The sequence below is a fragment of the Bacillus sp. SSR7 genome (assembly GCF_055902415.1).
This window is the reverse complement of record NZ_JBVVXV010000005.1, coordinates 156,276-180,717: the sequence shown is the minus strand read 5'-3', so window position 1 is coordinate 180,717 and position 24,442 is coordinate 156,276. Positions and strand designations below refer to the sequence as shown.

Genomic DNA, 24,442 nt, shown 5'->3' with positions numbered 1-24,442 from the left:
ATTACAAGTATGGTGCATCAAGTTTCTTTTCTAACCTTTTCTGCCCCCAGCTAATTACAATTGTAATAATCCAATATACAATCGCTACTGCTAAGTAACTTTCCATATAACGATACGATTGTGCCGCTAACATTTTCGCTTGCGCTAAAATTTCAGCCACCCCAAGTGCAAAGGATAACGAAGATTCTTTTAACAATCCAACAAAATTATTTCCAAGTGATGGTACTGCAACACGAATAGCTTGTGGAAAGATAATCTGTTGCATAGCTTGCGCCTTTGTCATTCCAACTGATAAACAAGCATCCATTTGTCCTGATTCCACAGCATTTAATGAACCCCGAATAATTTCTGACAAATACGCTGCATTATTTAAACTGAGACCAATTAAAGTCGCTTGCATCGCTGTAAGTACTGTAAAGGTTGGGAATATTTGCGGCAATCCGAAATACAACACGAACAATTGAACTAATAAAGGTGTTCCTCTAAAGAAAGATATATATACTCTTGCAATAGAATATAAAAATTTCGTTTTGTTTTTCGTTATGATCGCCAAACCTATCCCTATAACAAAAGAAATAATCATTGAAACTACAGTAATTCCTAAAGTTATGTATACATACTTAAATAATTGCGGAAAACTTTCTAAAAAATACGTTACATCAAACTTCACTCTATCCCCCCTCTCTAAATAAAAAACTCTTCTTACACATATAAGAAGAGTTGAATGTTAATCCATTTCCCCTCATCTTCCAAACGCTTCATACGTTTGCTGGACTTAGCACAGTACTTTTATAGCCTGTTGCTGAGATTTCATCGGGCCAGTCCCTCCATCTCTCTTGATAAGAAAACTAATAAATTTTTCCATTTATTAAGTTGTTATTATGAAGAATACAGTTAATCATTCATAATGTCAATAGGAAAACTAAGAATTAAATTCGATAATGTGAAACTTTAATCAGTGGGAGTTTTCTTCATCCCCCACCTAACTTCTTTTCTTTCGCTGAATTTTGAGGTGGGGGTCTTACTGCCCATTAAAGCGGGATAAATTCCCGAACATCTTGTTCCTCACATTCACCTAGTCTTGAAATGTATCACTAATACTGAATAAACTACACAGAAAAAGCCATTATTTCTATTGTTAATAGAAATAATGGCTTTTTCTAGATTATTATTCTTATCGCATTTTATGTACTTCAGCAACTAACTTTCCGCCCTGAATACCCATATAAAGTTTCACAGGTGCATCATTCGTGTTTTCAAACACTAAATCTAAGTATGGATATGCAATTGTAGCATCTCTTCCTTGTGGAACGTAACCTACCGTTTTAGAATGTGTTGTTCTCTCTACCATTTTCAAACCAGCTTGATCTGCTGCATTGTATAATGTTGATGATGTTTGACAAACACCACCGCCATATCCATCTACTAACTTACCATCTACAATTTCTTTTCCTAATTGATATCCTTTATCCGGTGTTGTATCACCAATTAATGCATTGAAAGAGAAACTGTCCCCTTTCGCTAATACAACTCCATTTATACTCGCTGCTGATAAACGAATATTTTCAATACGTCCACCTGTTGAGCCACCTAAATTCGTTTCATATCTACCAATTACCGTGCCACTTCCTTGCGCATCACTTAATGTAGCGGTAGGTTTTTTCTCAACAATAGGTAATTGATAGGAAGAATCCCACATACCTACGTTTAATAATTTATTTACTAATTCTTTTTCCATTAATTCATAAGAAGGTTTTCCTTCTTGCCAACTTCCATCAGGTCCTAGACGTGAAGGGACCATCTTTTTGTCAACATTTTTCCCAACTTCCCTAGCAACCTTCTCAACTGATTTTTTAAATTTCGCTTCATCTTCAAAATAACCTAGACTCGACAAATCTAGCTTTTTCACTTCCGTACCTGTACGACCATCTACTAAACTAATAGAATCCTGTACTTCTGCTTTAGCCTCTACCGTGTGGCCACCAATATCACTTACTAATGCAACATCACTTACTTTTGTACCACAGCCACTCACTACAGCTACACATAAAACCCCAACTAATATACCCTTTACTTTACGGAACAATATACTCTCCCCTTTTCCCCAATACTACTTTTATGTATTATTTCATTTTTATGTATGTTTTGTTACAATCATTTTACAATATATTTATAAATTGTTACAAGTTATTTTTTACTCTATATAAATTACTCTTTTCTTTTCCAAATGTCTATACATATTTACATAAAAGTTTGAGTTTGATAGAATTGTAACTTTTATGTAACCTCCCCCTATTATCCAGTATATACCATAAAACGAACGAAATTCAAATGTAAAACTCCATATTCGTATTTATAAAAAACATCCTGTGAACATAAATAGGTATTTGCCGTGCCACACTCCGCTTTTACACATACATTATGGTGAATTAACCTATTTTAAAGAAATGGAGGATGTTTTTATGTACCCCTACAATCCATACGATCCATATAACCAAAATGGTTATCAGCCTCATTATGATTTACAGGCACAATACCAACAATATATAGATCCAACAGAACAAGTTAATCCATATGATCAAACTCGACAATTCCAACTTCCAATCTCTTTTCCTGGTACTGGAAACCGTCAGTTAGAAAGACGAGTAAATGAGCTGGAACAAAGAGTACGTCAATTAGAAAACACGGTTGAGCGTAATACACGTAGATTAAACCGCTTAAACCAACGTTTACGTACAGTAGAAAACAGACTGAACATTCCATTTTCAGCATTAGAAGACGGATTTTAATTTCGGAAATAAAAAATATATAAGGAAGGGGGCTTCCCCCTTCCTTATATAAATTGACGAAAGTTTTTTCCATCTCTATACTGATAAGAGTTAATGAAATGAAACAAGGTGATAAATATGGATTTTGAAATAAATTATCTTTCCTTTTATGTTGTACAAGTAGAAGGAAAAGGTGAAGCTGTTGATAAACGCTACAAACATTTTCAAACATTAGACGCTGAAGAGTATGAAGATAGCTCCTTAAAAGAATTTTTGAATGGAGAATTATTAAAAATTTCAAAGAGAAAAGTAGAACGTCATGCGAAAACAGAACAAGCTCCGACAAAGATCGGTCGCTTTATTGTAGAAGAAGGGCACGAACTTGATTCAAACCCTCATTACAACTTATTTAATCGCATCCGCTTTGCAGAAACGAAGGAAAACTTCAAAGATATGAGCGAACCTCTCGTTTATACATATCTTGACACAAGTGCTGTACGCGGTGGTGTATTTTTAATTGCGCAAGCAAAACTACGAAAATACTTTGATGATCCATTCGTTTTCGTTATGAAATGTGACTTCGAGCCGAAAGTCGCTTCCATTTCCGATGAATCCACACTGATTCGTAACGTTGAAATGGCCATCACAACAAAAAATATGAAATCTATTCAATATCCGTACATGCCTGAAGAAGGTATGGTCGAAGTGGGCGAGCTAAAAATTCACCAAGCATCACACGCCCGTTACTTTGAAGACTTCTTAAAATTCGTCGAATACGAACGCTCTATGCCTGAAATTATGAAAACACAAGTAATGGACATGGTATACGACCAAATTGAAGATGTATTTGAAGAAGGTACGGAAGAGCGCGAACAGTTCGACCAAGCGATGGAAGTATGGGCTGCCAGTCCGAAACGCGAAATTATGGAACAATTTTCAACCGAAGAAGTAATGGAAGCTACCGCTCAAATCGTCGAGCACGCGCCTGAAGTAGAATTAAAGCTAAAAGCAGATCATATCTCTGTAAAGGCCCTGCTTGCTGATTTCGGAGATCAAATACATATCGCAAAGGTAAATGATCGATACGTATTAATGATTGAGGCTGATACACTTACGTTTGAGAAAGGCTTCTCTCCTATTGAATTCCTGAAGCCAGACGAGTTGCAAGATGTGATTGAGCGGATTGAGAATAAGCAACAGTATTCTTATGATCCGAACGGGATTGAATAAACCATTCTATATCCCTATTTTTACGGAGCACTTTTAATAAGCTCTCTTTTATTTGGAACACAGTTGACAGTTATAAAGCAGAAAAACCGATTCTTAGTAGAATCGGTTTTTCTGCTTTATAACAAAATATGCTTATTTTTGATTCAAGAGGACATTTGTTGCAGTATTAAGTATATCGCATCCTTGTTGTACAAGCCCATTTCCATTAAAAGTATCTGCTTCAATATTTCTAGTTGACCGAGTCCTTCTAGTCACTATGTATGTTGTTCAAGTGAAAATGTCACTTCACTATCTCAAATTTATTGTACTCGTAGAAAGATAATTGAAAACGATATTCTGGATGCTCTCTCACCCAATCATAAGCTTCTTCTAAAATATCCATTTTGTTTTGTAAGTCATTAAGGTCACTACATTCATCCCTTTTTTGTTTGCACAGAGGGCAGCATCCATTCACTATTGCAGCACTTGTCGCCTTAATTGTTTTACTTTCTAAGTCAACTACTAGACGGAGAAGAAGTGAATGCTCTTCTGTTGTAGTCACTGTCATTTCAGCAACTCCATCCTCATTCCAAAAGACTCCGTTTAATTCCATCTGTACGTTGACATCTTTAATATCCAAGTCTATCAATGTCACACACCCCTATTATAAAATTCTTATCTTGCTCTCTAATTTTAATCTTTAATACAACACGAGTTAAAGATGTATTAAGCGTTTTTCAATTTTTCTTCTTTTCTATGAGAAGAAGTTATAATAACAGTAAAAACTAAAACTGTTACAATGTTAAAGATTGCTTCTATTTAACTCTATCCTTATTCTAATAATATATTATAAATCCTTAATACACCTTAATTTTCAAACTAATTACAATGAACAAATCACAACAAATCAATTCCTATTTATATGAATACTTTATTCATCCATCAATACAATGACAGTAAATTTATTTAGCTAGAAATAGAGAAGAATGTCATTTAACCTCTACATTCTTCTCCATCTCAGCCAAATACCTAATCTGCCTTTCCGCTTTTCTAACGGCCGTACGAAAATGTTTTTTCAGAAGTTCTATTGTAGGTTCACTTATATAATATCTTTCCGTTATACTTTCCCACGTGTCACTACTTTCAAATGTACTCCAAACGAAAGGACGCTCTGTATTTTTTCTCATTTCTTTAAATACCCATTTTCGCATCTTTTTTTTCGCTTTTTCTGTTAGTTTTCCATTCTCTACAAGTTCAAGTTCACCATGCCTTTTATACCTTTTAGTAATATCTCTCTCGCTATATGCTTTAAGAAGTATGTTCGCTGTATTCTCAGCATCCGCTAAAGCACGGTGCTGCTTTCCTTCCCATGTTAAACCGAGTTGTTCTACTGCAGATTGTAAACTTGGTGTATGCTCAAATAAGTCTTCATACGCTTGGAAAACAAATTTTTGCAAATCCATTCTTCTTTCTTTGTCCATACGTGGACATTCTACACTATGTAACGTACAATCATGAGATAGAAACCGATAATCTTCTTTTCCCCATGTAACAAATATAGAATCTTCTCCGATAAACTGAATAAATTTCTCTATAATTTGCGGAAATTTCTCTACACCCATTAAATCTTTCTTTGTAATTCCCGTTAATTTTGTCGTATGACGAGTAAGTCGTGCCCCCGGTTTTACTAACTCCGAAAATTCTCCAATTATCTTCATTGTACTTACTTCTATTTTTACAGCTCCAATATCAACTATCTCTGACGGATCTTCTGATTTATACGGCCTAAAATTTCTCTCTATATCAAACACAATAAAATGTGTAGCGTTTTCCAATTTTTTTACCTCTTTCTACATTCCTTTTCACACACATACTTTATTTTCAGTATTTATTTATTCATACACTTTATGCATGTAATACTTCGTCTAAAAAACGAAAATTCAATCTCATTATGCTATGTACATAGGAGGGTATTCAATAAAAATGCAAAAAAAAAGAAGGGCAAGCCCTTCTTTTTTCCGTAATTACTTCTTGTTAACGTTAGTAGCTTGAGGTCCACGGTTACCTTGTTCTACTTCGAAAGTAACTTCTTGACCTTCTTCTAAAGTTTTGAAGCCTTCGCCTTGGATAGCTGAGAAATGAACGAATACGTCTTCTCCGCCTTCAACTTCGATGAATCCGAAACCTTTTTCTGAGTTAAACCATTTTACTTTACCGTTTTGCATTTAAAAAATCCTCCTACAATGTACCTATATGTACATATTCATTTTCAACCACTTTACAAAAATAAGTCAGACATTAAAAAAACTGCAACTCTGAGGAGATTTAACATTGCTATCCTCCTCGGAAGTTACAGCTCATTTAAATCTCTATATTATTAAAAGTAAAATGGTTTAAATATAATATATCATATCAATATAATAAAAGCAAAGTTTTTTTACTATACTATTTTTTTCTTCCATTGCATTGCTTTTGATTCACCTGACCCAGCTACAACATAGCCTTCTTTTTCGTTCACGATGCGCCAACCATGCCCTTTAACTGAGTCACATACTGTAACAATTCCTTCTTCTAAAAGTACACGACAAACCGTACTAATCCCCGCCTTATTTTGCGTTGACGTTGTATATAGCACATGTTGATCTACACTTAAGTCTAAATAGCTACTTGCTTTCTGCTCACTTTGACATGTGTGCCAATATGTTTTTTCACTCTCTATACTTTCATCTATTTTACAAAAAGAAATATTACCGCTAATCCCCTTGCATGATCCACTTGCTGCTACTAAATAAGAATTGTGTAAATTCAACGCTGAAATCATCTGATTCATCACAATTTTAATCCTCTTTAATTTACGTGTCTCCAAATTAAAGAGCCAAACACCACCATATTTAGCATGTATTTTCGTACCGATAAATAAGTAATGTTTGTATAAAAATAACGATCGAATAGACGGTGCCCCACCACCATACTCAAGAAATGGATGAATGGTTTCCCATGTCGAACCAAAATCATTAGAATGATACAATGTTTTATCTCCATGGGCAATGACAGTTCCTTGTACATTACTACACACATTCCAACTCGTTGCTTTTGTTGGAAAACGCTGAACCGTCCAGTTCTCTCCACCATTCATACTACGAATAAAAATTCCTTCGTCGCCTACACCATACACTACATTACCTTCGCTATGTAAATCCCTAATTCGTTTTTGAAAACCATTTAATATCGGTTTCCATTCTCCGTCTTGTTCAATAAATAAGCCATTATATGTAGTAGCTAACATAAGCTTTCCATCTCTTAACTTTGTAATAGCGGTCGCACTTAACATTGTCTCCACGTTGACACTCCCATTCTTAGAACTTCTCAGCAAATGCAATTGCAAAATTACTGCACTTTTCAACATCCTCTTCATCTTCTGGAGCTAGTTCAATTTTCAATCCTTCTTGTACAAGCTCTGCACCACGCTCTACAAGGCGTTCTTCAAATATCGTTACCGCTTCACAAAACAGTTCATACGCCGTATCACCTGATCCGAATACCGCTGCTTTCTTCCCTGATAAATCTATATTTTCTAAGTCATCATGGAAATCTTCCGCTTCAAATGGTAATTCCCCATCTCCCCACGTATAAGACCCTAAAATGATTCCATCATAAGCTAATAATTCTTCAGCATCCATGCCTTCCATTTCTTGCAATACTACTTCATGATCAAAGGCATCTAAACTAACTTTAATTAAATCAGCAATACTCTCTGTATTTCCTGACATACTTGCATAAGCTATTAAAATTTTTGCCACTTTGGCATCCCCCTCTAACAATAAATGATTATCATTCTCATTATATTAATAATGAGAATCAATTTCAATTATTTTTTTCTTCTATTTACATTTCACATCTGACTATTTATATTTCATTTTAAACATCTACATTCATATTCAACTATTGCCAAATCTCTCTTCAAACCTTATTGTATTATCATCATTTCACATTACTTATTTCAAATAAAAATGTGTGTGTATCATGCTCAATCATTATTCAACTGTTCACTTTACAGAAAGAGGAGTCCTTATGATGAGAAAGTATTTTATTAGATTTTTAAAAGCCATCTCCCTTTTAACAATATTCCTACTAATAGGAGCTGCTATTATTTTATTCGGTACTTCATACGGTCATAATTTACGTGTTATCGCAGCCGAGAGCATTTTAACTTCTCAGCATCCACAATATGCAAAATTCACGTTATTGTCTGATAAAGAATTAAATGATATTTCTCAATCCATCACAAATCCAAAATGGAAAAATAGTGAATTTTTAACTTCTAAACTTTCAAAAAAAGAGTTAGAAAGACAAAAAGATTTGCCACTAGATGTTTCTATTGAAACAATAAAGAAAAAATATAATGATCATTTTTTCGAAGGGAAATTAATGACAATTAGTAATCCATTCAACGTAAAACTTGTTACCCAGCAAGGTTCAGAAGGTAAAGACGTCGGAGAAAAAATATACGTAATGGCAAAGCGAAACCATGCAGTTGCCGCTGTCAATGCCAGTGGTTTTTGGGATGAAACCGGGCATGGTGGTGGTAAAACCGGAATCGGTATTGTTATTGAAAACGGTAAAGTTATAAACACGCCGAAAGATATTAATACCCCTACTCTCATCAGTGGACTTACAAAATATGGACAAATGGTTTCTGGGGAATTTTCTGCTAGCCAATTGTTAAATAAAAATGTTGTTTCCGCTGCTGGATTTATGCCTCAGCTAATTGTAAATGGAGAAAAAATGATTACAAATGATGGTGGTTGGGGATATGGTCCTCGAAGCATTATGGCTCAGAAAAAAGATGGCTCGATTATGTTTTTCGTCATTGATGGTAGACAACCTCACAGCATTGGTGCTTCCTTGAGAGATTGTCAAGATATTCTTTATGAAAAAGGTGCTGTCAATGCGATGGCAATGGACGGGGGATCATCCGCAACATTATATGCAATGGGAGATATTTTAAATATCCCTTCCACCTTATCTCATAAATCACGCTATTTACCAAACGCATGGGTAGTTACAGCGAACCCTAAGCAACAAGTTCATGTAACAATAGACGGTAATTCTGCGAGCTCTCAAAAAATTTCTGCATTAACAAATACGACCGCTATAGCTACCAACAAATAAAAAAAGCACAGATGACTATACAATCATCTGTGCTTTTTTATTACTTTTTAAAAATACCAAACGGCTTTCCAACTGGTAAAACAACTTTTCCAAAGTGTGTGTTTAACACTGCTGCTGCTGAACCATAGAAAGATAATAATGAAATAAGAAGTTCAGAATATGCTGCTAAATTATGCATTGCATGCGGCATAACACCTAAAGTACTTAATGAAAGACCAATAAATAAGAAATCAATAAGGACGAAAATCATAAATAATACTTTATGTGTTTCCATTGCACCAATTGTCATAAAGATTGTGAAAATCAAATATCCGATAAAGGCTACACCAAGCTGTTTTGAATCTGCAGCTTGTGCTAATTTTTCGCCAAATACTCCAAGTTGAATTAACCAAGTCATTCCAACGCCTAGCCAAAATAGGCCATAAGCACCGAAAGCTGTTGTACCGAATGTATTGTTATGCTTTGCATCGTGAATGCAAGCAAAGATTTGTGCAAATCCTCCTAAAAAGATTGCCCACGGTAATACGAGTGAAACACCATCTGTTAAGCCTAACTTTTGAGATGATGCTACAAGTGTTACCATCGCTAATCCAAATAGACCAATTCCAGATGGATCTGCTGTTGTCATTTTTACATGATGTGTAGTTGTTTGATTGCTCATATAAACCTCCTGATTATAAACATACTCGAATACAATACTTAAATCAGAAGACTATGTCAATGGTTTTTTTTGTATGTTGTCAGACCTTATATTTTATAATGATTGAATATATTTCCAACCACTTCATACGGTTTTATATTCACTTTTTCCAACTCGTATATCGGCAACCATAAAGGAATATAACTCCCTCTATCTTTCAGTTCGAATTCTTTAGCTTTACCACTACCGAAAACCCCACCTATAATATGGGCATTAAAATAATACTCCGTCCCTTTCAACTCGACCTCCGTAATCAGATGCCCCACTTTTATATGTACACCTAACTCTTCATAAGCTTCCCGCTTCGTTGCTTCTTCAGGTGTTTCTCCTTCTTCAATTCCTCCGCCCGGAAAAACATAATATGTTTCCCCTTCTCGAATACGTTTTATAAGAGCGATTTTTCCTTCCTGCACAATGATCGCCACACCGCGATTTCTTATCATTTTATTACCTCAATACCAATCGCAACTGTTCCCCAATTTTTTTCTTGTTCTTTCGTATATATTTCATATGTATTTTCTAACATTTCCTCTAAACTATCATTTTCACAATCCAATAATTTTTTATCAATTTGTTCGTACATAGCTTTAAAGCTCTCGTATCGCTTTATTTCCGTTACTTTTACCGTCATCATTTGTTTTGTCGTAAGATTCGTAAATACAATTTCATCGCCTTTGTTTATTAGTTGACGTTTTTTATCATATAAGCGCACTTCATACACTTTTTTTCCTGATTGAATTGACTGAAAAGGTTTAGTATATAATCCCATTTCATATCTCATACATTCCACTCCCATTTATTCATTTTACCTATTAACACTGGTCACCTTACTACACCTTGCATATAATATTCCACGCTTATTGCTTGATTGAGAAAGAAGGTTGAAGAATCATGTTATATTTAAATCAAAAACCTGAATATAGTAAGTATGATATCGGTGATTATACTTATAGTAAAGTAGGTCCAACTATTTTTTCTTGGAATGATGAGACGAAATTAAAAATAGGTAAGTTTTGTTCATTAGGAGAAAACGTTATTTTCATACTTGGCGGAGAACATCGCGCGGACTGGATAACAACTTACCCATTTAATGCACTTTTTGATGAAGGAGCACATATTACTGGTCACCCTTCTTCAAAAGGTGATATCGTAGTTGGTAATGATGTATGGATCGGTTATCAATCCTGCATTTTATCTGGTGTTACAATTGGTAACGGTGCCATTATTGGTGCAAAAAGTGTTGTTACAAAAGACGTCCCTCCATATGCAATTGTGGCTGGTAATCCAGCAAAATTTATTCGATATCGTTTCCCGCAAGAAACAATTGACAAACTAGAGAATCTCGCATGGTGGGACTGGGACATTTCTGTTATAAAAGGAGCCATTCCATTACTACTCTCCGACAAAATCGACGAATTTTTCACCTCGCCCGAAAAAGACCCTACATGATTAATGCAGAAAGAGCATCCTTCTCTTACAGGATGCTCTTTCTGCATTTATTTTTTCTTTATTTGCAAGTGATCACACGGAGAACATTGAAAAGGAATTTTCCCTAAGCAATTAAAATTCGTTTCGCAAATTTGTTCAATTGTTGGAACGAATGGAATGACAACTATGTTACTTTCTACTATTTGTGTAACAGGTGGCAATACTGTACCTACTTGATGTTCGAAACGAATACTCGCTTGATTAATATAATTTCCTGAACCACTTGGCGCGCTCTGAACTACTACTTGGAACGAAACCGTCCGTGCTTCACCTGGATTTAAATTTCCTATAAGAAATCCTGATACTGGATCTACATTTGGCACTGGCGTATTATCAACCGTTACACTTCCAAGGACAAATCGGACACTACTATCTAACATATCTTGAAAACGAATAGTTTGCATGACAGTATCGCCCGTATTTGTAATAACTGTCGTAAACGTAATAACATCACCTATTGTTGCTACCTGTAAATCTGCCGTTTTTACGACTGTTGTTGAGACATTTTGAGATATAAACGGGATAACAACTGTATTGCTATCACCTTCAACTACTACTGGCGGCTCATTCGGATTTACAATTGCGAGCCCATTTGCTATAGCAGTATTTGTAACTAAATTATTTATTTGTCCTCCTGTTATTACAACTTGGAAATTTATAATTGCCGCATCATTTGGCTGAAAATCACCTAACGGAATACCGGTATTCGGATTAGCAAACGGAAGAGGTACATCATTTACCGTTACCGTGCCATTTATAAATAACGTATTTGGATCAATGATGTCTGTTAAAACAATATTCGTTACTGGAACTGTACTATCATTTATAACAGCAATTCCGTAAGTGACAACATCTCCTACCATTGCTACTTCAAAGTTTGCTCCTTTTGCAACAAATAAAATTGCAGTATTTACCGTTACTATAACTGTATTGCTCGTATCCATCACTGTAACTGGTGGCTCTCCTGGTACTAAATTATATTCTGCTAACGCCCCCGCAACGTTCACTACTGTACCACCATCTGGAAAACTTGTAATCGTAGCTTTATATGTTACAAGTGCGGTCTCACCAACTGGAATATCTGGTATCGTAAATCCGGCCTGTGGATTTACCCCTGGCTGCGGAACTCCATTAATTGTTACACTATTTGGTACAAAAACAGCCTCTGGAGATAGTACATCGATAAATTGAACATTCATTGCATCAGCAGTACCAGTATTCAATATACGAACAGTATACGTTACCGTTTCCCCTACTCCAACAATTGAATGATCTACTTCTTTCAGCATATCTAAACTGCCTCTATTTACTGGTGTGACTGTCGTATTACTTGTATTCGTAATTGTAAACGGAGGTTCTCCTGGAATCAATTCGAAATCACCCGTTACTCTCGCTGTATTCATAATGCTACTAGAAGGTGGAACCGCGATTACATTTACTTCAAATGTAATTAATACGCTATCTCCTACTGCAAGATTCGGTAATAAAAAGCCTACAAATGGATCTAAGCCTACTTGCGGAATTCCATTTATTTGTACACTTCCAGGAACGAATTCTAAACTAGGTGATGGGACGTCAACAAACTGAACATTCGTCGCTGTTACCGTTCCCGTATTTGTAACTTGCACACTATACGTTAACGTATCTCCTAATCGCGTTGCTTGTTTATTTACTGTTTTTATTATATTGAAGCGCCCTCTATTCACCCTCGTTATTGTCGTATTACTTGGCTGATTTACTATAACTGGTGGCTCTCCTGGCACTAAAGTAAAGCTTCCTGTTATATTTGCAACGTTCGTAATTGTTCCTGATGACGGTATGCTTGTAACTGTCGCTTGAAACGTCACTATAACTGTTTCACCAACTGGGATATCTCCAACTCCAAATCCAGTAATCGGATTTAAGTTTGGTTGCGGGGCTCCATTTATCGTTACACTATTTGCTACAAATGACGCACCTGTTGAAATCGTATCAGTAAACTGAACATTGTTAGCTGTTACTGTTCCTGTATTCGTTATTTGTACTGTATACGTCAATATATCTCCCACTAGAGTAGCGGCTCTATTTACTTGTTTAATAACATTAAAGCGTCCTCTATTTACAGTTGTGAGTGTTGTATTACTTGGCTGATTTACTATAACTGGTGGCTCTCCTGGTACTAAAATAAAGCTTCCAGTAACATTTGCCGTATTTGCAATTGTTCCGTTTGACGGAACGCTAACAACTGTTACTTGGAATGTGACTTCTACACTTTCACCTGGAGTTATATCCGGAAGTGAGAAGCCAGTATTAGGGTCTAATCCAGGCTGTAACACACCGTTTATCGTTACACTATTTGGTACGAATGTTATAGAGGATGGTAATACATCACTATATTGAACATTCGTCGCTATCACTGTTCCCGTATTTTGAACGACTGTTGTATATGTGATTGTATCGCCTACTGCAACGATTGGTTGACTTACTGATTTTAAAACATTCAAACCAGATTCATTTATTTCTGTTAATGTCGTGTTACTTGTCGTTGTCTCAGTAATAGGCGGCTCTGTCTCACTTACAGCAAATGTCGCTGTAACATCCACAAAGTTAACAACTGTTCCACCTTGAGGTATGCTCGTTACCATCTCTTGGTATGTGACAAGTACAAAATCACCTACAGGTATATCTGGAACTGTAAAGCCTATGAACGGATCTAATCCTGGTTCTGGCACTCCGTTTATACTCACACTTCCTGGAACAAATGCTACACCACTCGTACTAGAATCAAGAAATTGAACATTCGTTGCCGGCACTGTTCCAAAGTTAAAAATTAGTACATCGTAAGTTAATATTTCCCCAACCGTCGCTGCCTCTTTATCTACTATTTTCACTGGAAAAATTGAAGCAATATTAATTGTCGTAACGACTAAATTCGTTAATATCGTTTGCGTAATCGGTGGCTCCTGCGGATTCGGTTGTGAAGTAAATGTAACGTCAGCATCATTTAATATGACTTCATTATCAGGAATTTCCGTAATGGTCACTTGGAACGTCACAGAAATACTCGCTCCAGCATTTAATAATGGACTAACTGTAAAGCCTATTTCTGGATTTAAACCAGGTTGCTGTATTCCACCTATCGTTACACTGTTATCAACAAACGTCGTCCCTTCTGGAATGACATCTTGGAAGAATACATCTGTAACAGGGATAATTCCTACGTTTGAAATGAGCACGGTATACGTTAATACATCTCCAACAGCCCCAGTTGCAACATCAACTGTTTTTGTCGCTGTTACTTCACCAGGAGGAGGTAACGGTATTGTAACTACCGTTGTATTACTTGGATTTGTTGTTGTTACAGGTGGTTGTAAAGGATTTAATATGAAAGTGGCTGTAGCAGATGCTGTATTTAATACTGCTCCACGTGTAGACGGTGCAACTACCGTAACTTGGAACGTTACTGTCAATGATGTTCCAGCTGCAATATTAGGAAGCGGGAAACCAACATTTGGGTCTAATCCAGGTTGTGGCGTTCCATTTATCGTTACACTATTTGCTACAAATGTTGTTTCTGGAGCAATTGGATCAAGGAATGAGACATTCGTTGCTGTTACTGTACCGTTATTTCGAATGACAACAGAATACGTGTAAGTTTCTCCAAGTGCTGCTTGTTGTACAGATGAAGATTTTTGTATAGTTAGTCTCGCTGTATTTACTTGTGTCACTACAAAATTACTATTTGTAGTAGTCGTTATAGGAGGTCCTGCCGGATTTATAAGGAAACTTGCAGTAACATTCGATTGATTTCTTATATTTCCACCAGTCGGAACGCTTGTCACTGTCACTTGGAACGTAATTGTAGCAGTTTGCCCAACTGGAATATTTGTAACAGGAAAACCTGCTATAGGATTCGCACCTTGCTGAACAACTCCATTGATCGTTACACTATTCGCTACAAATGTAGCTCCAGATGGGATTGGATCTTGAAAAATAATATTTGTTGCAGGAACAGTTCCTGTATTTTGAATAAGAATCGTATACGTTAACGTATCTCCTACTCCTGCTTGTGGTGTATTTACACTTTTTATTACATTAATTGATCCTACATTCACTCGTGTCACAACGGTATTACTAATTGTTACGATTGTAATTGGTGGCTGCAACGGACTTACTTGAAAGTCGGCAGTGACATTTGCATTATTCGGAAGCGCCCTATTTGGTGGTACACTCGTGATTGTCACTTGAAAAGTGACCGTCACCATACCTCCTACTGGAATATTAGCAAGTGGAAATCCAGTTGTCGGGTTTAAACCTGGTTGAGGTGTCCCGTTTATTGTTACACTATTCGCTACAAAAGTGGTTCCAACTGGAATCGGATCAAGGAACGATACATTTGTCGCTACTACCGTTCCACTATTTTGTATAGCAACTGTATATGTTAGTGTATCTCCTACACCTGCTTCAGTAGCGCTTACACTCTTCATTACATTTAGTCCTGAGGAATTCACAACTGTCATAACAGTATTACTTGGAACCGTCACAGTAATTGGTGGCTCTGTTGGATTTAGAAGGAAATCTCCAGTTACATTCGCACTATTTACAACATTGTTTCCTTGAGGAATTTCATCAATTAACACTTCAAATGAAACAATTACACTCGCGCCAGTAGGTAAATCATTTAATGGGAATCCTAGTCCTGGATCTGCCCCCTCTTGTAAAACCCCATTAACCAATACACTATTTTCAATAAATAATGTCCCTTGTGGAATTGAATCTTGGAAAAATACATTTGTAGCTGGTACACTACCTGCATTTATGATTTCGATTGTATATACTAAAATATCCCCTACGGTTGCAACATCCGTATTTACTGCTTTCACAACTTCAAAATTCCCTGATTGTACAGTTGTATTCACTAGGTTACTCGGAATAGTAATCGTAACTGGTGGTTCACTCGGATTCACTTGAAAACTTGCTGTGACATTCGCGCGGTTTAAAATATCTTCATCTCCTGGATCCTGTACAATTACTACTTCAAATGTGACTACAACCGTTTGAGCCGCAGGAATATTTGGAAGAGAAAATCCTGTATTCGGATTCAATCCACTTTGTGGTACTCCATTAATTGTTACAGAATTTGCAACGAAAGAAACAGCTGAAGAAATAGTGTCTTGGAATAACACATTTGTTAGCGGAACGTTTCCTGTATTTTGAACGGCAATCGTGTACGTTAAAGTGTCCCCTACTGCCGCTTGCGTTGTATTCACTTCTTTTATTACATTTAAACCGCCTGTATTCACTTGTGTCACAACTGTATTCGTTTGTCTATTAATTGTTATTGGAGGCTGATTCGGAATAACGACGAAATTAGCAGATATATTTCCGCGATTCGCAATCGTACCTCCTGATGGCGTAGAAGTTACTCGTACTTGAAATGTAACTGTCCTAGTCCCACCTGGAGATATGTTAGCAACTGTAAACCCAGTTGCCGGATTTGCCCCAGGTTGCGAAATTCCATCTACAGTTACACTATTTGTGATAAAAGTCGTTCCAGTTGGGATTGGATCTTGAAAAATAACATTCGTCGCAAGTACATTTCCTGTATTTTGAATTGTTACCGTGTACGTAAGAACGTCGTTAACCGTTGCAAAAGCTTTATCCACTGTTTTTCTCGTTGTTATATCAGCTATATTAATTGTAGTAACTACAGTATTACTTGTCGCTTGCCCTGAAACTGGTTGTTGACCAGGCACTGGAGTAAAGTTAAATGTTACACTCGCACGGTTTGGAATTGGATTGACAAGAGGGTTTGATGTTACTCGAACTTGAAAGCGCACTACAGTCGTTTGCGATGCATTAATACTTCCTAGATTAATACTACTTGCTGGATTTGCTCCTGGACGTGCTATCCCATTTACCGTAACACTATTTGGAACAAATGTTGTGCCAGCAGGGATACTATCAACAAAAATAACATTGTTTGCAGTAACATTTCCATTATTCGTCACATTAACCGTGTATGTTAATACATCATTAAGTGTTGCTGTCTGTAAATCTACAGATTTTTGCATACTTATAGTTGCTTGATTCACTGTCGTTTGTACTGTATTTGAAGAAGACGTACTTGTAATAGGTGGACTACCGACGAAAGGACGGAATTGATAGGACGCCATTGCGCGATTTGGAATAGGATTTGGGTTCGGGAATGATGTTATTCGAACTTGAAATGTAACAATTCTTTGCGTGTTATTTGGGATTGTTCCTAAATTAATTCCATTAGCAGGGTTTGCACTCGGCTGTGTTACTCCACCTACCGTTACACTACCAGCTATAAATGTTGTGCCGTTCGGAATACTATCTTGTAATACAACGTTGTCCGCACTTCCTGTTCCTGTATTCGGAACTGTAATCGTATAAGTGAGAATATCTCCTATACCTGCAACTGCTTTATCAACAGATTTGACAGGATTTATAATCGGTCCCGTCGCATCAATTTGAACACCAAAACCAGCCGCTGCATAACCATCACCATTTGTAACGAACCGAACGGTTGCTGACGTTTGATTATTTACTAATGATGATGAAGCATCTACGTTTGTAATATCCCACCCTTGTCTTCGAACAGCCAAAGCTATCCCTAATGGCTGATTCAAATCTCCAAACGTTCCGGTTGTATCTAATTCCCCAAAGTCATTACAAATTTGAGATTGAAAGAAATTATTTGCCGGATTTCTCGGTCCGAATAATGCAACTGTAGCATTTGGGTTTGGTCCAAAGCGAAGTTGATCTCCAGAAATGTTGGAATCTCCCTCTTGAACAGTTACGAGCACTCTTCCTGTAACAACTCCTGTAGCTGGAGTAGCAAATCCTGAAATAGTAGCATCAACTGGCGGAGATGAAGCCTCAATAATTTCTTGTCCTGCATAAACTGATAAATTCCTTAGTGGTAAACTCGCATTTTGATAAACTACCTCAAGCGTCCAGCCAACTGAACGACTAATTGTTGAATCAGCTGATGTTCTTGCTGCAGGCACAGCACCTGTTGTATATGTGCCGGCCCCAGCCGCACTAACAAGGTTCGTTACATTAGCAGAGCGACTATAATAAAACTGCTTCCCTACTGAACCTTGCTGCGCAGTTGCTGGGTCTGGTGCAACAGAAAATGTTCCCACTGGTGTTGTAAAGGTGATATCATCATTTAAAAACGCAGTAACATCCTCCGTATCAGTCCGGTATGTGCCAGCCCACACAAGTTCTGCGTATAAGACGCTACTTCCTGCTGGAAGATTCAAAATTGCACTTGAAGAATTTAATGGCCAATCATTCGTCGTTCCTGCTGGGAATCCAGGTACTTGAAGTGATGTATTCACCGTTGTGAATACATCAATCGTACCAAAGTTATTACCTGGTGCAGGTGATGTCGGACTTAGTCCTAACGTGTTCCCAGTGAACGTGACGGCACCAGTTACTGTTGTCGTAAAGCGATTCATAAAAGGCACACAATCATCTCATTTCATTTATAGTAAAAAGTGCTCTATACTATAAAATGTAGACAAACTATACAATGTACGTTGTCCAACAAAATTCCGCACATGTGAGAGGAGTTTATAAAACTATGCGCTACGTTATCATAACAGGAACTTCACAAGGTTTAGGTGAGGCTATTGCCACACAATTGTTAGAAAAAAATACAACTGTCATCTCTATTTCTAGAAGAGAAAATAAAGAGCTTACGAAACTCGCAGAACAATATAATAGCAATTGTGTTTTCCACTCCTTAGATCTTCAAGATGTACATAATTTAGAAACGAACTTTAACAAAATCATTTCATCTATTCAAGAAGACAGTGTATCTTCTATTCATTTAATTAATAATGCGGGTACGGTTGCTCCTATGAAGCCAATTGAAAAAGCAGAAAGTGAACAATTCATTACGAACGTTCACATTAATTTACTTGCACCTATGGTTCTCACCTCCACTTTCATGAAACATACGAAAGAATGGAAAGTAGATAAACGTGTTATAAACATCTCTTCTGGTGCAGGAAAAAACCCTTACTTTGGCTGGGGCGCTTATTGTACAACGAAAGCTGGCGTAAATATGTTTACACAGTGCGTAGCAACCGAAGAAGCAGAAAAAGAATATCCAGTAAAAATCGTCTCTTTTGCACCCGGTGTTGTTGATACAAATATGCAAGCACAAATTCGCGAAACAAATAAAGAAGACTTCACAAATTTAGATCGATTCATCACATTAAAAGAAGAAGGAAAGCTATTATCACCCGAATACGTTGCGAAAGCTATTCGTAACTTACTAGAAGCCGAAGACTTCCCTCAAGGCGAGGTTATTAGAATTGATGAATAACAAAAAGGCGTGCTATTTTAGCACGCCTTTTTGTTCTACTTCTCTAAAAATATAAGCACAGACTCCGCAATTTGCTCATAACCAATTTCTTGATAAATTTTATTCGATGTCGGATTCGCTAGATCAGTATATAACGTAGTCGTATTGTACCCTTCATCTAACATACGTTGACTAAGTGCCGCTACACAATTAGATGCGTATCCCTTTTTCCTTCCTTCTTTAGGCGTATATACGAAATTAACTGTTATATTATTTTTGGTTGGACGTGTTTTTGCTGCTACAGAAACAAGTTTTCCGTCTACTTCTAGACCAAATAAACGATGATTAATGATTAATGTCTGTGCCGTTTGTTTTGCTTCTTCTTTCGTAGTAGGAAGATTCACATCTTTGCAAAATTGATATATCCATTTTTCTATTAATGGTATCTCATCACTATTTATTTCTCGAAAGGCTCCATCTCCGTTCCACTTTTTCTTCACTTGTTTTAATTCATATATACCTTGCTCCATTACAACATTCGCTTTCTTATTTTCTAACACCGCAATCTCTTCCGCTAACTTCTGTACAACTTTCTTATTACCAATTAATCCAGGAATATCCGAATATATTTTCGTTAACTCTGTTGCAAGCTCCTTGATAGCTACTCCCGAAATTTCAGAAGTTGCAACAATGATTTGTTTCTTCTCTTCTGTTTGAAGAAATACAACTGCAATTTCTTCTCCTTGTTTTGCTATCCCCATAAATATCGGTTGCCGGACCATTTGTAATACGCCTAATATGAGATTATTTTCCTGCTCATTCTTTTCTAGAAATGATGTAACCTCTTCTTTAAAATTAACAATCTCTTCATATACATGCAATTGAATCATCGACAATCTCTTCCCTCTATTTATAGTTTTATTAAGGTATTGGCGATTAATTCACTAAATTCCTCTTTTACGATTCAATAATATTTGAAGCTAACGTATTCAAATTATTTTCAGCTTGTAAAATTCTCTGTTTTTCCTTTTCAAATACCTCTTCTTCTTGTCGAAATGACTCTTTTCGATTGTTAATCATGCGCTCCATTTCTTTTTTACTCGGCCCACCGTATACATTTCTTTTTTGTATAAAAGCTTCTGGCGATATAATTTCTTTCCACTCTTTTTCTAATAAAGTTATATTAAATTTTTCTTGTAAGTACATATTCACATCTTTCAAATGTAATTCATGAAGCTCCTTTTTCTGCTCCAATGACATACTTGCAATAACACTTGCTGCATGATGCGCATGCCGGAATGGAATTTCATAGTTTTTTGTTAAAACATCTGCGAAATCAGTTATCGTAATTGCATGTTTATAGGAACGATTTTTCAACGTTTCTTCCGCTACTTTCATCGTTCGAATAACTGCATTCATAATAGAAAAAACACGAATAGCCTTTTCAATCCCTTTATATAAATACGGCTGCAAATCATCCTCTGTATCAACAATATCACCAAACGGTGTATTGTGAATTATTTGAAATACTGTAAATGATTCCCCTAAAGCACTACTCGTAATTGCACGGGCGTGCTCAATTGAAACTGGATTTCGCTTTTGCGGCATAATACTACTAATCTGTACATATGGCTTTGCAACAGTAATACCATCATATTCTTTCGTCGCTAATAGTAAGAAGTCATGAATCCATCTACTCATATTCGTCATCATTACCATAAGTAACGAGCTAACCTCTAATAAATAATCCGCTCCAGCGACAGCATCATATGAGTTCTCAATTACATTAGTAAATCCAAGTAAATCTGCAACTCGCTCTCGTTTAATTGGGAAACTTGTTGTAGAAAGCGCAGCGGCTCCCATTGGGGACTGATTTAAAAGTTTGTACGTTTTTTTCATGCGTTCTAAATCTCTCTGCATCGTATCATAAATCGCTAACGCATAATGACCAAATGTTGTTGGCTGTGCTGGTTGTGTATGTGTATACGCTGGCATAATCGTTCCCTTATGATCAGCAGCAAGTTCCAATATACTCTCTTGCAATAACAAATGATGTTCCATTAATCGTAATACATATCGTCTTAAACTCATGCGATACATCGTTACACCCATATCATTTCTACTTCTACCAATATGCATATTACTTACAAAATCGCTTTTCGCTTCTTGAGAAATTAAATGTTCCACTAAAAAAAAGAGATCTTCATGCTGCTCTGTATAAAGCAATTGCTCTTTTGGCATTCCCTCTACCTTTTTTAATGCGTGTAATATAACTTTAGCTTCTCCCTTTTTCATTAAATTTTCTTCCGTCAGCATCGCAATATGCGCTTTATGCACTTGAAACATATCATTCAATAAGTAATTTCGCTGAAATTCAAATACATGTTGTAATACACAATCTACATATGTTTTCCCAGGGAAATTAGCGCCTTCACCCTTTATAAACTCTTCTTTACTTTGTTTCATCACCTTTTCCCCTCTCACCTAAGTATTACTACCCATCATACCCAGAGATAGGAAAAAAGTGCTTGTATACAAAAGTAAACTCGATGCAGAAAGCACCGAGTTTACTTAATAAAAGTCGCATCATACTTATCACTTTGCAACACTTGGAAATGTAAGTTCGCTAAATGTTTTCGTATTTCTGCACTGTCGTCCTCATTTAAATTATTTGCTAAGAACACAATTTCTGTACAGTTCCCGCGTTTATCCATCGCATAAACTGCTTTTGTAACTGTCCATGGCGTATAACCATTTTTTTGCCCTGCATGTCTAAATGTTTTACGATATTTCTTAGCGCTCATATCTGTTTCAACGATATTCGCCCATACTTTTTCTTCTGCTTCTGTCAGGCCACCTTTATGATTTGCCTTTTGAAGCAGTACCATATAATCGTTTGCAGAAGCAGCTGGCAATCGATCTGACCAAATTTTATCATAACGTTCCTCTAAATAAAGTGGAATTTCCTTCTGTAATAATGGCCCTTTCTTTTTTAAGCGTTCATGAATAATCATTGCATATTCACGATATTGCTCTTGAGACATTTCTTTTAACTTTTTCTCTATTTTATATTTCGGAACATGTAATTCTTTATGCAAATATCCTGGAATGTATAAAGATGAAACGATTGGAAATAGCGGCTGATGTGCTGGAAGCGATAAACTTTGTAAATTCTGATTAATATTATCTAATCCTAACACTTCCATTAAATATTCAGCATTCGCATTCGAACTAAACTTAACCATTCCTTTTGCCACTTCTTCTAAAGAAACCGCTCCTTCAGTTATCTTGCCTGTCTTCTCCAAATATCTTTGCCATCTATCTTGCGCACCACCATCTGTATTCGGTACATAATACCGATTCACGTCATTAATGGAAACAAAACTAGACGAATCAATTTTCCCTTCCGTAACTTGTTTCGTGTATTCAAGCGCCACAATTAATTTCATTGTACTAGCAACTGGCAATACAACGTTAGGATTGACAGAATAAACAACTTTATCATTTCTCTTTACTAGAAGCGCACTATTTTTTTCATCTTTATGTTCTTCAATAAAGGATGCGATATACTGTGCATCATCATTATTTGAACTCCACACTTTTTTCACTAAAAAGTTACCCGATATTAGCAAAATGAAAATACCCACAATCACTGCGCATACTATAGTTTTTTTCAAGTAAAATTCCTCTCCTATTGTGTAACTCGTCTCTATCTATCTCTTACAAACAAAATAATGGAGATGATTATTTTAGTAATCATCTCCATTATTTTAACTTGTATTCTCCCATTATGTCTACGTCATAATTTTAACGAAATCTTCGAGGAATTTTTTATAATGTAACGACCAACCAATTCGCACCCAATTTTTTAATGCTTTTGAGTCAGGTTGAGGCCGGAAATCAGCAATACTCTCTCCTTTTGCAATTCCAACTGTATCTACATCGACTCGGCGATATACATAATCCAAAAGGGACGGATTTGCTGCAACCATCATTGTAACGACGTCATGTACTGGACTACCTGTTATTTTCGGGTTTAACTTTTTATATGCTTTATAATAATACGTAAATATCGGCTCGATCAACTTATTAAAACTCGTTTTAGAGTGTTTTGTAATATATTTTACCATTTCCGGCGTAATAATAGCTTCAGATGTAACGTTAAGTGGCACTAATGTCACATTCTTAGCATTTTGCATGACTAATTGTGACGCAATGGGATCACCATGAAAATTCGCCTCTGCGACTGGTGTCACATTTCCAGGCATTAAAAAAGCACCGCCCATTATATAATATTCTTTCACATACTTCATCATCGGCTTTTCTAAAATAAATGCTGTCGCTAGTGTCGTTGACCTACCTGCATCAACTATAATTAATTCTCCTTTATACTTTTCAAGAATATCAAAAAAAGCACAAAAAGGTTTTATATTTGGTGAAAAAGTTTTTGGAGGTTTAATTGGTCCTAAACCGTCTGCCCCATGAATTTCTGGATAATACGTTGTAACATCTCCGGATAAAGGGATTTTTGCACCATTAATAACAGGTATATCTTCTCGCCCTGCCATTTGCAATAAATATGCTGCATTACTCGTTGCCTTTTCCTGTGTTACATTTCCATATCCCGTTACAACACCAACAATATCAATATCAGGATGCATAATTCCATACATGATGGCTAAAGAGTCATCAATTCCCGGGTCTCCCAAAAATAACACTTTTTTCATCGACCTCAACTCCATCCCCTCAATTGTTATTAATTTATGAATAGTCATAGAT

Annotated in this window: 20 protein-coding genes and 1 riboswitch; of the genes, 5 read left to right on the top strand and 15 right to left on the bottom strand. The window is 36.4% G+C overall.

Going from position 1 to position 24,442, the window contains the following annotated elements; genetic code table 11:
- Nucleotide 1 precedes the first annotated feature (1 nt).
- On the bottom strand, nt 2–670 hold the full coding sequence (locus AC0NJG_RS12290; protein WP_087954679.1) for an amino acid ABC transporter permease: 669 nt from the start codon (nt 668–670) through the stop codon (nt 2–4).
- A 69-nt stretch (nt 671–739) separates the two neighbouring features.
- A riboswitch (SAM riboswitch) is annotated at nt 740–846 on the bottom strand.
- Between the two features lie 328 nt (nt 847–1,174).
- The gene (locus AC0NJG_RS12285) at nt 1,175–2,086 is read right to left on the bottom strand and encodes a VanW family protein (protein ID WP_000488987.1); all 912 of its coding nucleotides are present in this window, start codon (nt 2,084–2,086) and stop codon (nt 1,175–1,177) included.
- Nucleotides 2,087–2,462: 376 nt separating this feature from the next.
- On the opposite strand from AC0NJG_RS12285, the gene AC0NJG_RS12280 reads away from it, so the two are divergent.
- A complete protein-coding gene (locus AC0NJG_RS12280) occupies nt 2,463–2,789 on the top strand; it encodes a hypothetical protein (RefSeq protein ID WP_140168630.1) in 327 nt (108 codons plus the stop codon).
- 117 nt (nt 2,790–2,906) lie between these two features.
- On the top strand, nt 2,907–3,998 hold the full coding sequence (locus AC0NJG_RS12275; protein WP_000345047.1) for a DUF3900 domain-containing protein: 1,092 nt from the start codon (nt 2,907–2,909) through the stop codon (nt 3,996–3,998).
- A gap of 280 nt (nt 3,999–4,278) precedes the next feature.
- Here the strand turns inward: AC0NJG_RS12275 and AC0NJG_RS12270 are convergent, their stop codons facing one another.
- The 5 genes from AC0NJG_RS12270 to AC0NJG_RS12250 form a co-directional block, all read right to left on the bottom strand.
- Entirely contained in the window at nt 4,279–4,626 is a 348-nt protein-coding gene (locus AC0NJG_RS12270) for a hypothetical protein (RefSeq protein ID WP_140421243.1), read from the bottom strand.
- Nucleotides 4,627–4,966: 340 nt separating this feature from the next.
- Nucleotides 4,967–5,812, bottom strand: coding sequence for an exonuclease (locus tag AC0NJG_RS12265; protein ID WP_087954676.1), 846 nt, complete (start codon nt 5,810–5,812; stop codon nt 4,967–4,969).
- A 189-nt stretch (nt 5,813–6,001) separates the two neighbouring features.
- Nucleotides 6,002–6,202 carry a cold shock-like protein CspB gene (cspB, locus tag AC0NJG_RS12260; protein WP_001179150.1) on the bottom strand — a complete coding sequence of 67 codons (201 nt, stop codon included), beginning with the start codon at nt 6,200–6,202 and terminating at the stop codon, nt 6,002–6,004.
- A 215-nt stretch (nt 6,203–6,417) separates the two neighbouring features.
- Entirely contained in the window at nt 6,418–7,317 is a 900-nt protein-coding gene (locus tag AC0NJG_RS12255) for a WD40/YVTN/BNR-like repeat-containing protein (protein ID WP_061183438.1), read from the bottom strand.
- Nucleotides 7,318–7,333: 16 nt separating this feature from the next.
- Nucleotides 7,334–7,777: a flavodoxin gene (locus AC0NJG_RS12250; protein WP_001062754.1), complete on the bottom strand. Its 444-nt coding sequence runs from the start codon at nt 7,775–7,777 to the stop codon at nt 7,334–7,336.
- Between the two features lie 274 nt (nt 7,778–8,051).
- Here AC0NJG_RS12250 and AC0NJG_RS12245 point away from each other — a divergent pair, with 274 nt between their 5' ends.
- A complete protein-coding gene (locus AC0NJG_RS12245; RefSeq protein ID WP_061183480.1) occupies nt 8,052–9,149 on the top strand; it encodes a phosphodiester glycosidase family protein in 1,098 nt (365 codons plus the stop codon).
- A gap of 40 nt (nt 9,150–9,189) precedes the next feature.
- Here the strand turns inward: AC0NJG_RS12245 and AC0NJG_RS12240 are convergent, their stop codons facing one another.
- The 3 genes from AC0NJG_RS12240 to AC0NJG_RS12230 all read right to left on the bottom strand — a co-directional run bounded on the left by AC0NJG_RS12240 (nt 9,190) and on the right by AC0NJG_RS12230 (nt 10,630).
- Complete coding sequence (locus AC0NJG_RS12240; RefSeq protein WP_000070938.1) at nt 9,190–9,810, bottom strand: acetate uptake transporter; 621 nt, start codon at nt 9,808–9,810, stop codon at nt 9,190–9,192.
- Between the two features lie 86 nt (nt 9,811–9,896).
- Complete coding sequence (locus AC0NJG_RS12235; RefSeq protein WP_087954675.1) at nt 9,897–10,292, bottom strand: NUDIX hydrolase; 396 nt, start codon at nt 10,290–10,292, stop codon at nt 9,897–9,899.
- Nucleotides 10,289–10,630, bottom strand: coding sequence for an ASCH domain-containing protein (locus tag AC0NJG_RS12230; protein ID WP_087954674.1), 342 nt, complete (start codon nt 10,628–10,630; stop codon nt 10,289–10,291). Before AC0NJG_RS12230 ends, AC0NJG_RS12235 begins: the two co-directional genes overlap by 4 nt.
- 110 nt (nt 10,631–10,740) lie before the next feature.
- On the opposite strand from AC0NJG_RS12230, the gene AC0NJG_RS12225 reads away from it, so the two are divergent.
- Entirely contained in the window at nt 10,741–11,298 is a 558-nt protein-coding gene (locus AC0NJG_RS12225; protein WP_087995638.1) for a CatB-related O-acetyltransferase, read from the top strand.
- A gap of 47 nt (nt 11,299–11,345) precedes the next feature.
- On the opposite strand, the gene AC0NJG_RS12220 is transcribed toward AC0NJG_RS12225, so the two are convergent.
- A complete protein-coding gene (locus AC0NJG_RS12220; RefSeq protein ID WP_474063101.1) occupies nt 11,346–18,818 on the bottom strand; it encodes a DUF7507 domain-containing protein in 7,473 nt (2,490 codons plus the stop codon).
- Between the two features lie 116 nt (nt 18,819–18,934).
- On the opposite strand from AC0NJG_RS12220, the gene AC0NJG_RS12215 reads away from it, so the two are divergent.
- On the top strand, nt 18,935–19,684 hold the full coding sequence (locus tag AC0NJG_RS12215; protein WP_474063100.1) for a (S)-benzoin forming benzil reductase: 750 nt from the start codon (nt 18,935–18,937) through the stop codon (nt 19,682–19,684).
- A 35-nt stretch (nt 19,685–19,719) separates the two neighbouring features.
- Here AC0NJG_RS12215 and AC0NJG_RS12210 read toward each other — a convergent pair whose 3' ends face one another.
- From AC0NJG_RS12210 to AC0NJG_RS12195, 4 genes are all read right to left on the bottom strand, one after another.
- Nucleotides 19,720–20,553 (bottom strand): GNAT family N-acetyltransferase, encoded by an 834-nt coding sequence (locus AC0NJG_RS12210; protein WP_474063099.1) that lies wholly within the window; start codon nt 20,551–20,553, stop codon nt 19,720–19,722.
- 67 nt (nt 20,554–20,620) lie between these two features.
- On the bottom strand, nt 20,621–22,129 hold the full coding sequence (gene argH, locus AC0NJG_RS12205; RefSeq protein ID WP_143881401.1) for an argininosuccinate lyase: 1,509 nt from the start codon (nt 22,127–22,129) through the stop codon (nt 20,621–20,623).
- Between the two features lie 101 nt (nt 22,130–22,230).
- Entirely contained in the window at nt 22,231–23,340 is a 1,110-nt protein-coding gene (locus AC0NJG_RS12200) for a serine hydrolase (RefSeq protein ID WP_474063098.1), read from the bottom strand.
- A gap of 117 nt (nt 23,341–23,457) precedes the next feature.
- Nucleotides 23,458–24,390: a nucleoside hydrolase gene (locus AC0NJG_RS12195; protein ID WP_087954667.1), complete on the bottom strand. Its 933-nt coding sequence runs from the start codon at nt 24,388–24,390 to the stop codon at nt 23,458–23,460.
- Between the last annotated feature and the right edge of the window lie 52 nt (nt 24,391–24,442).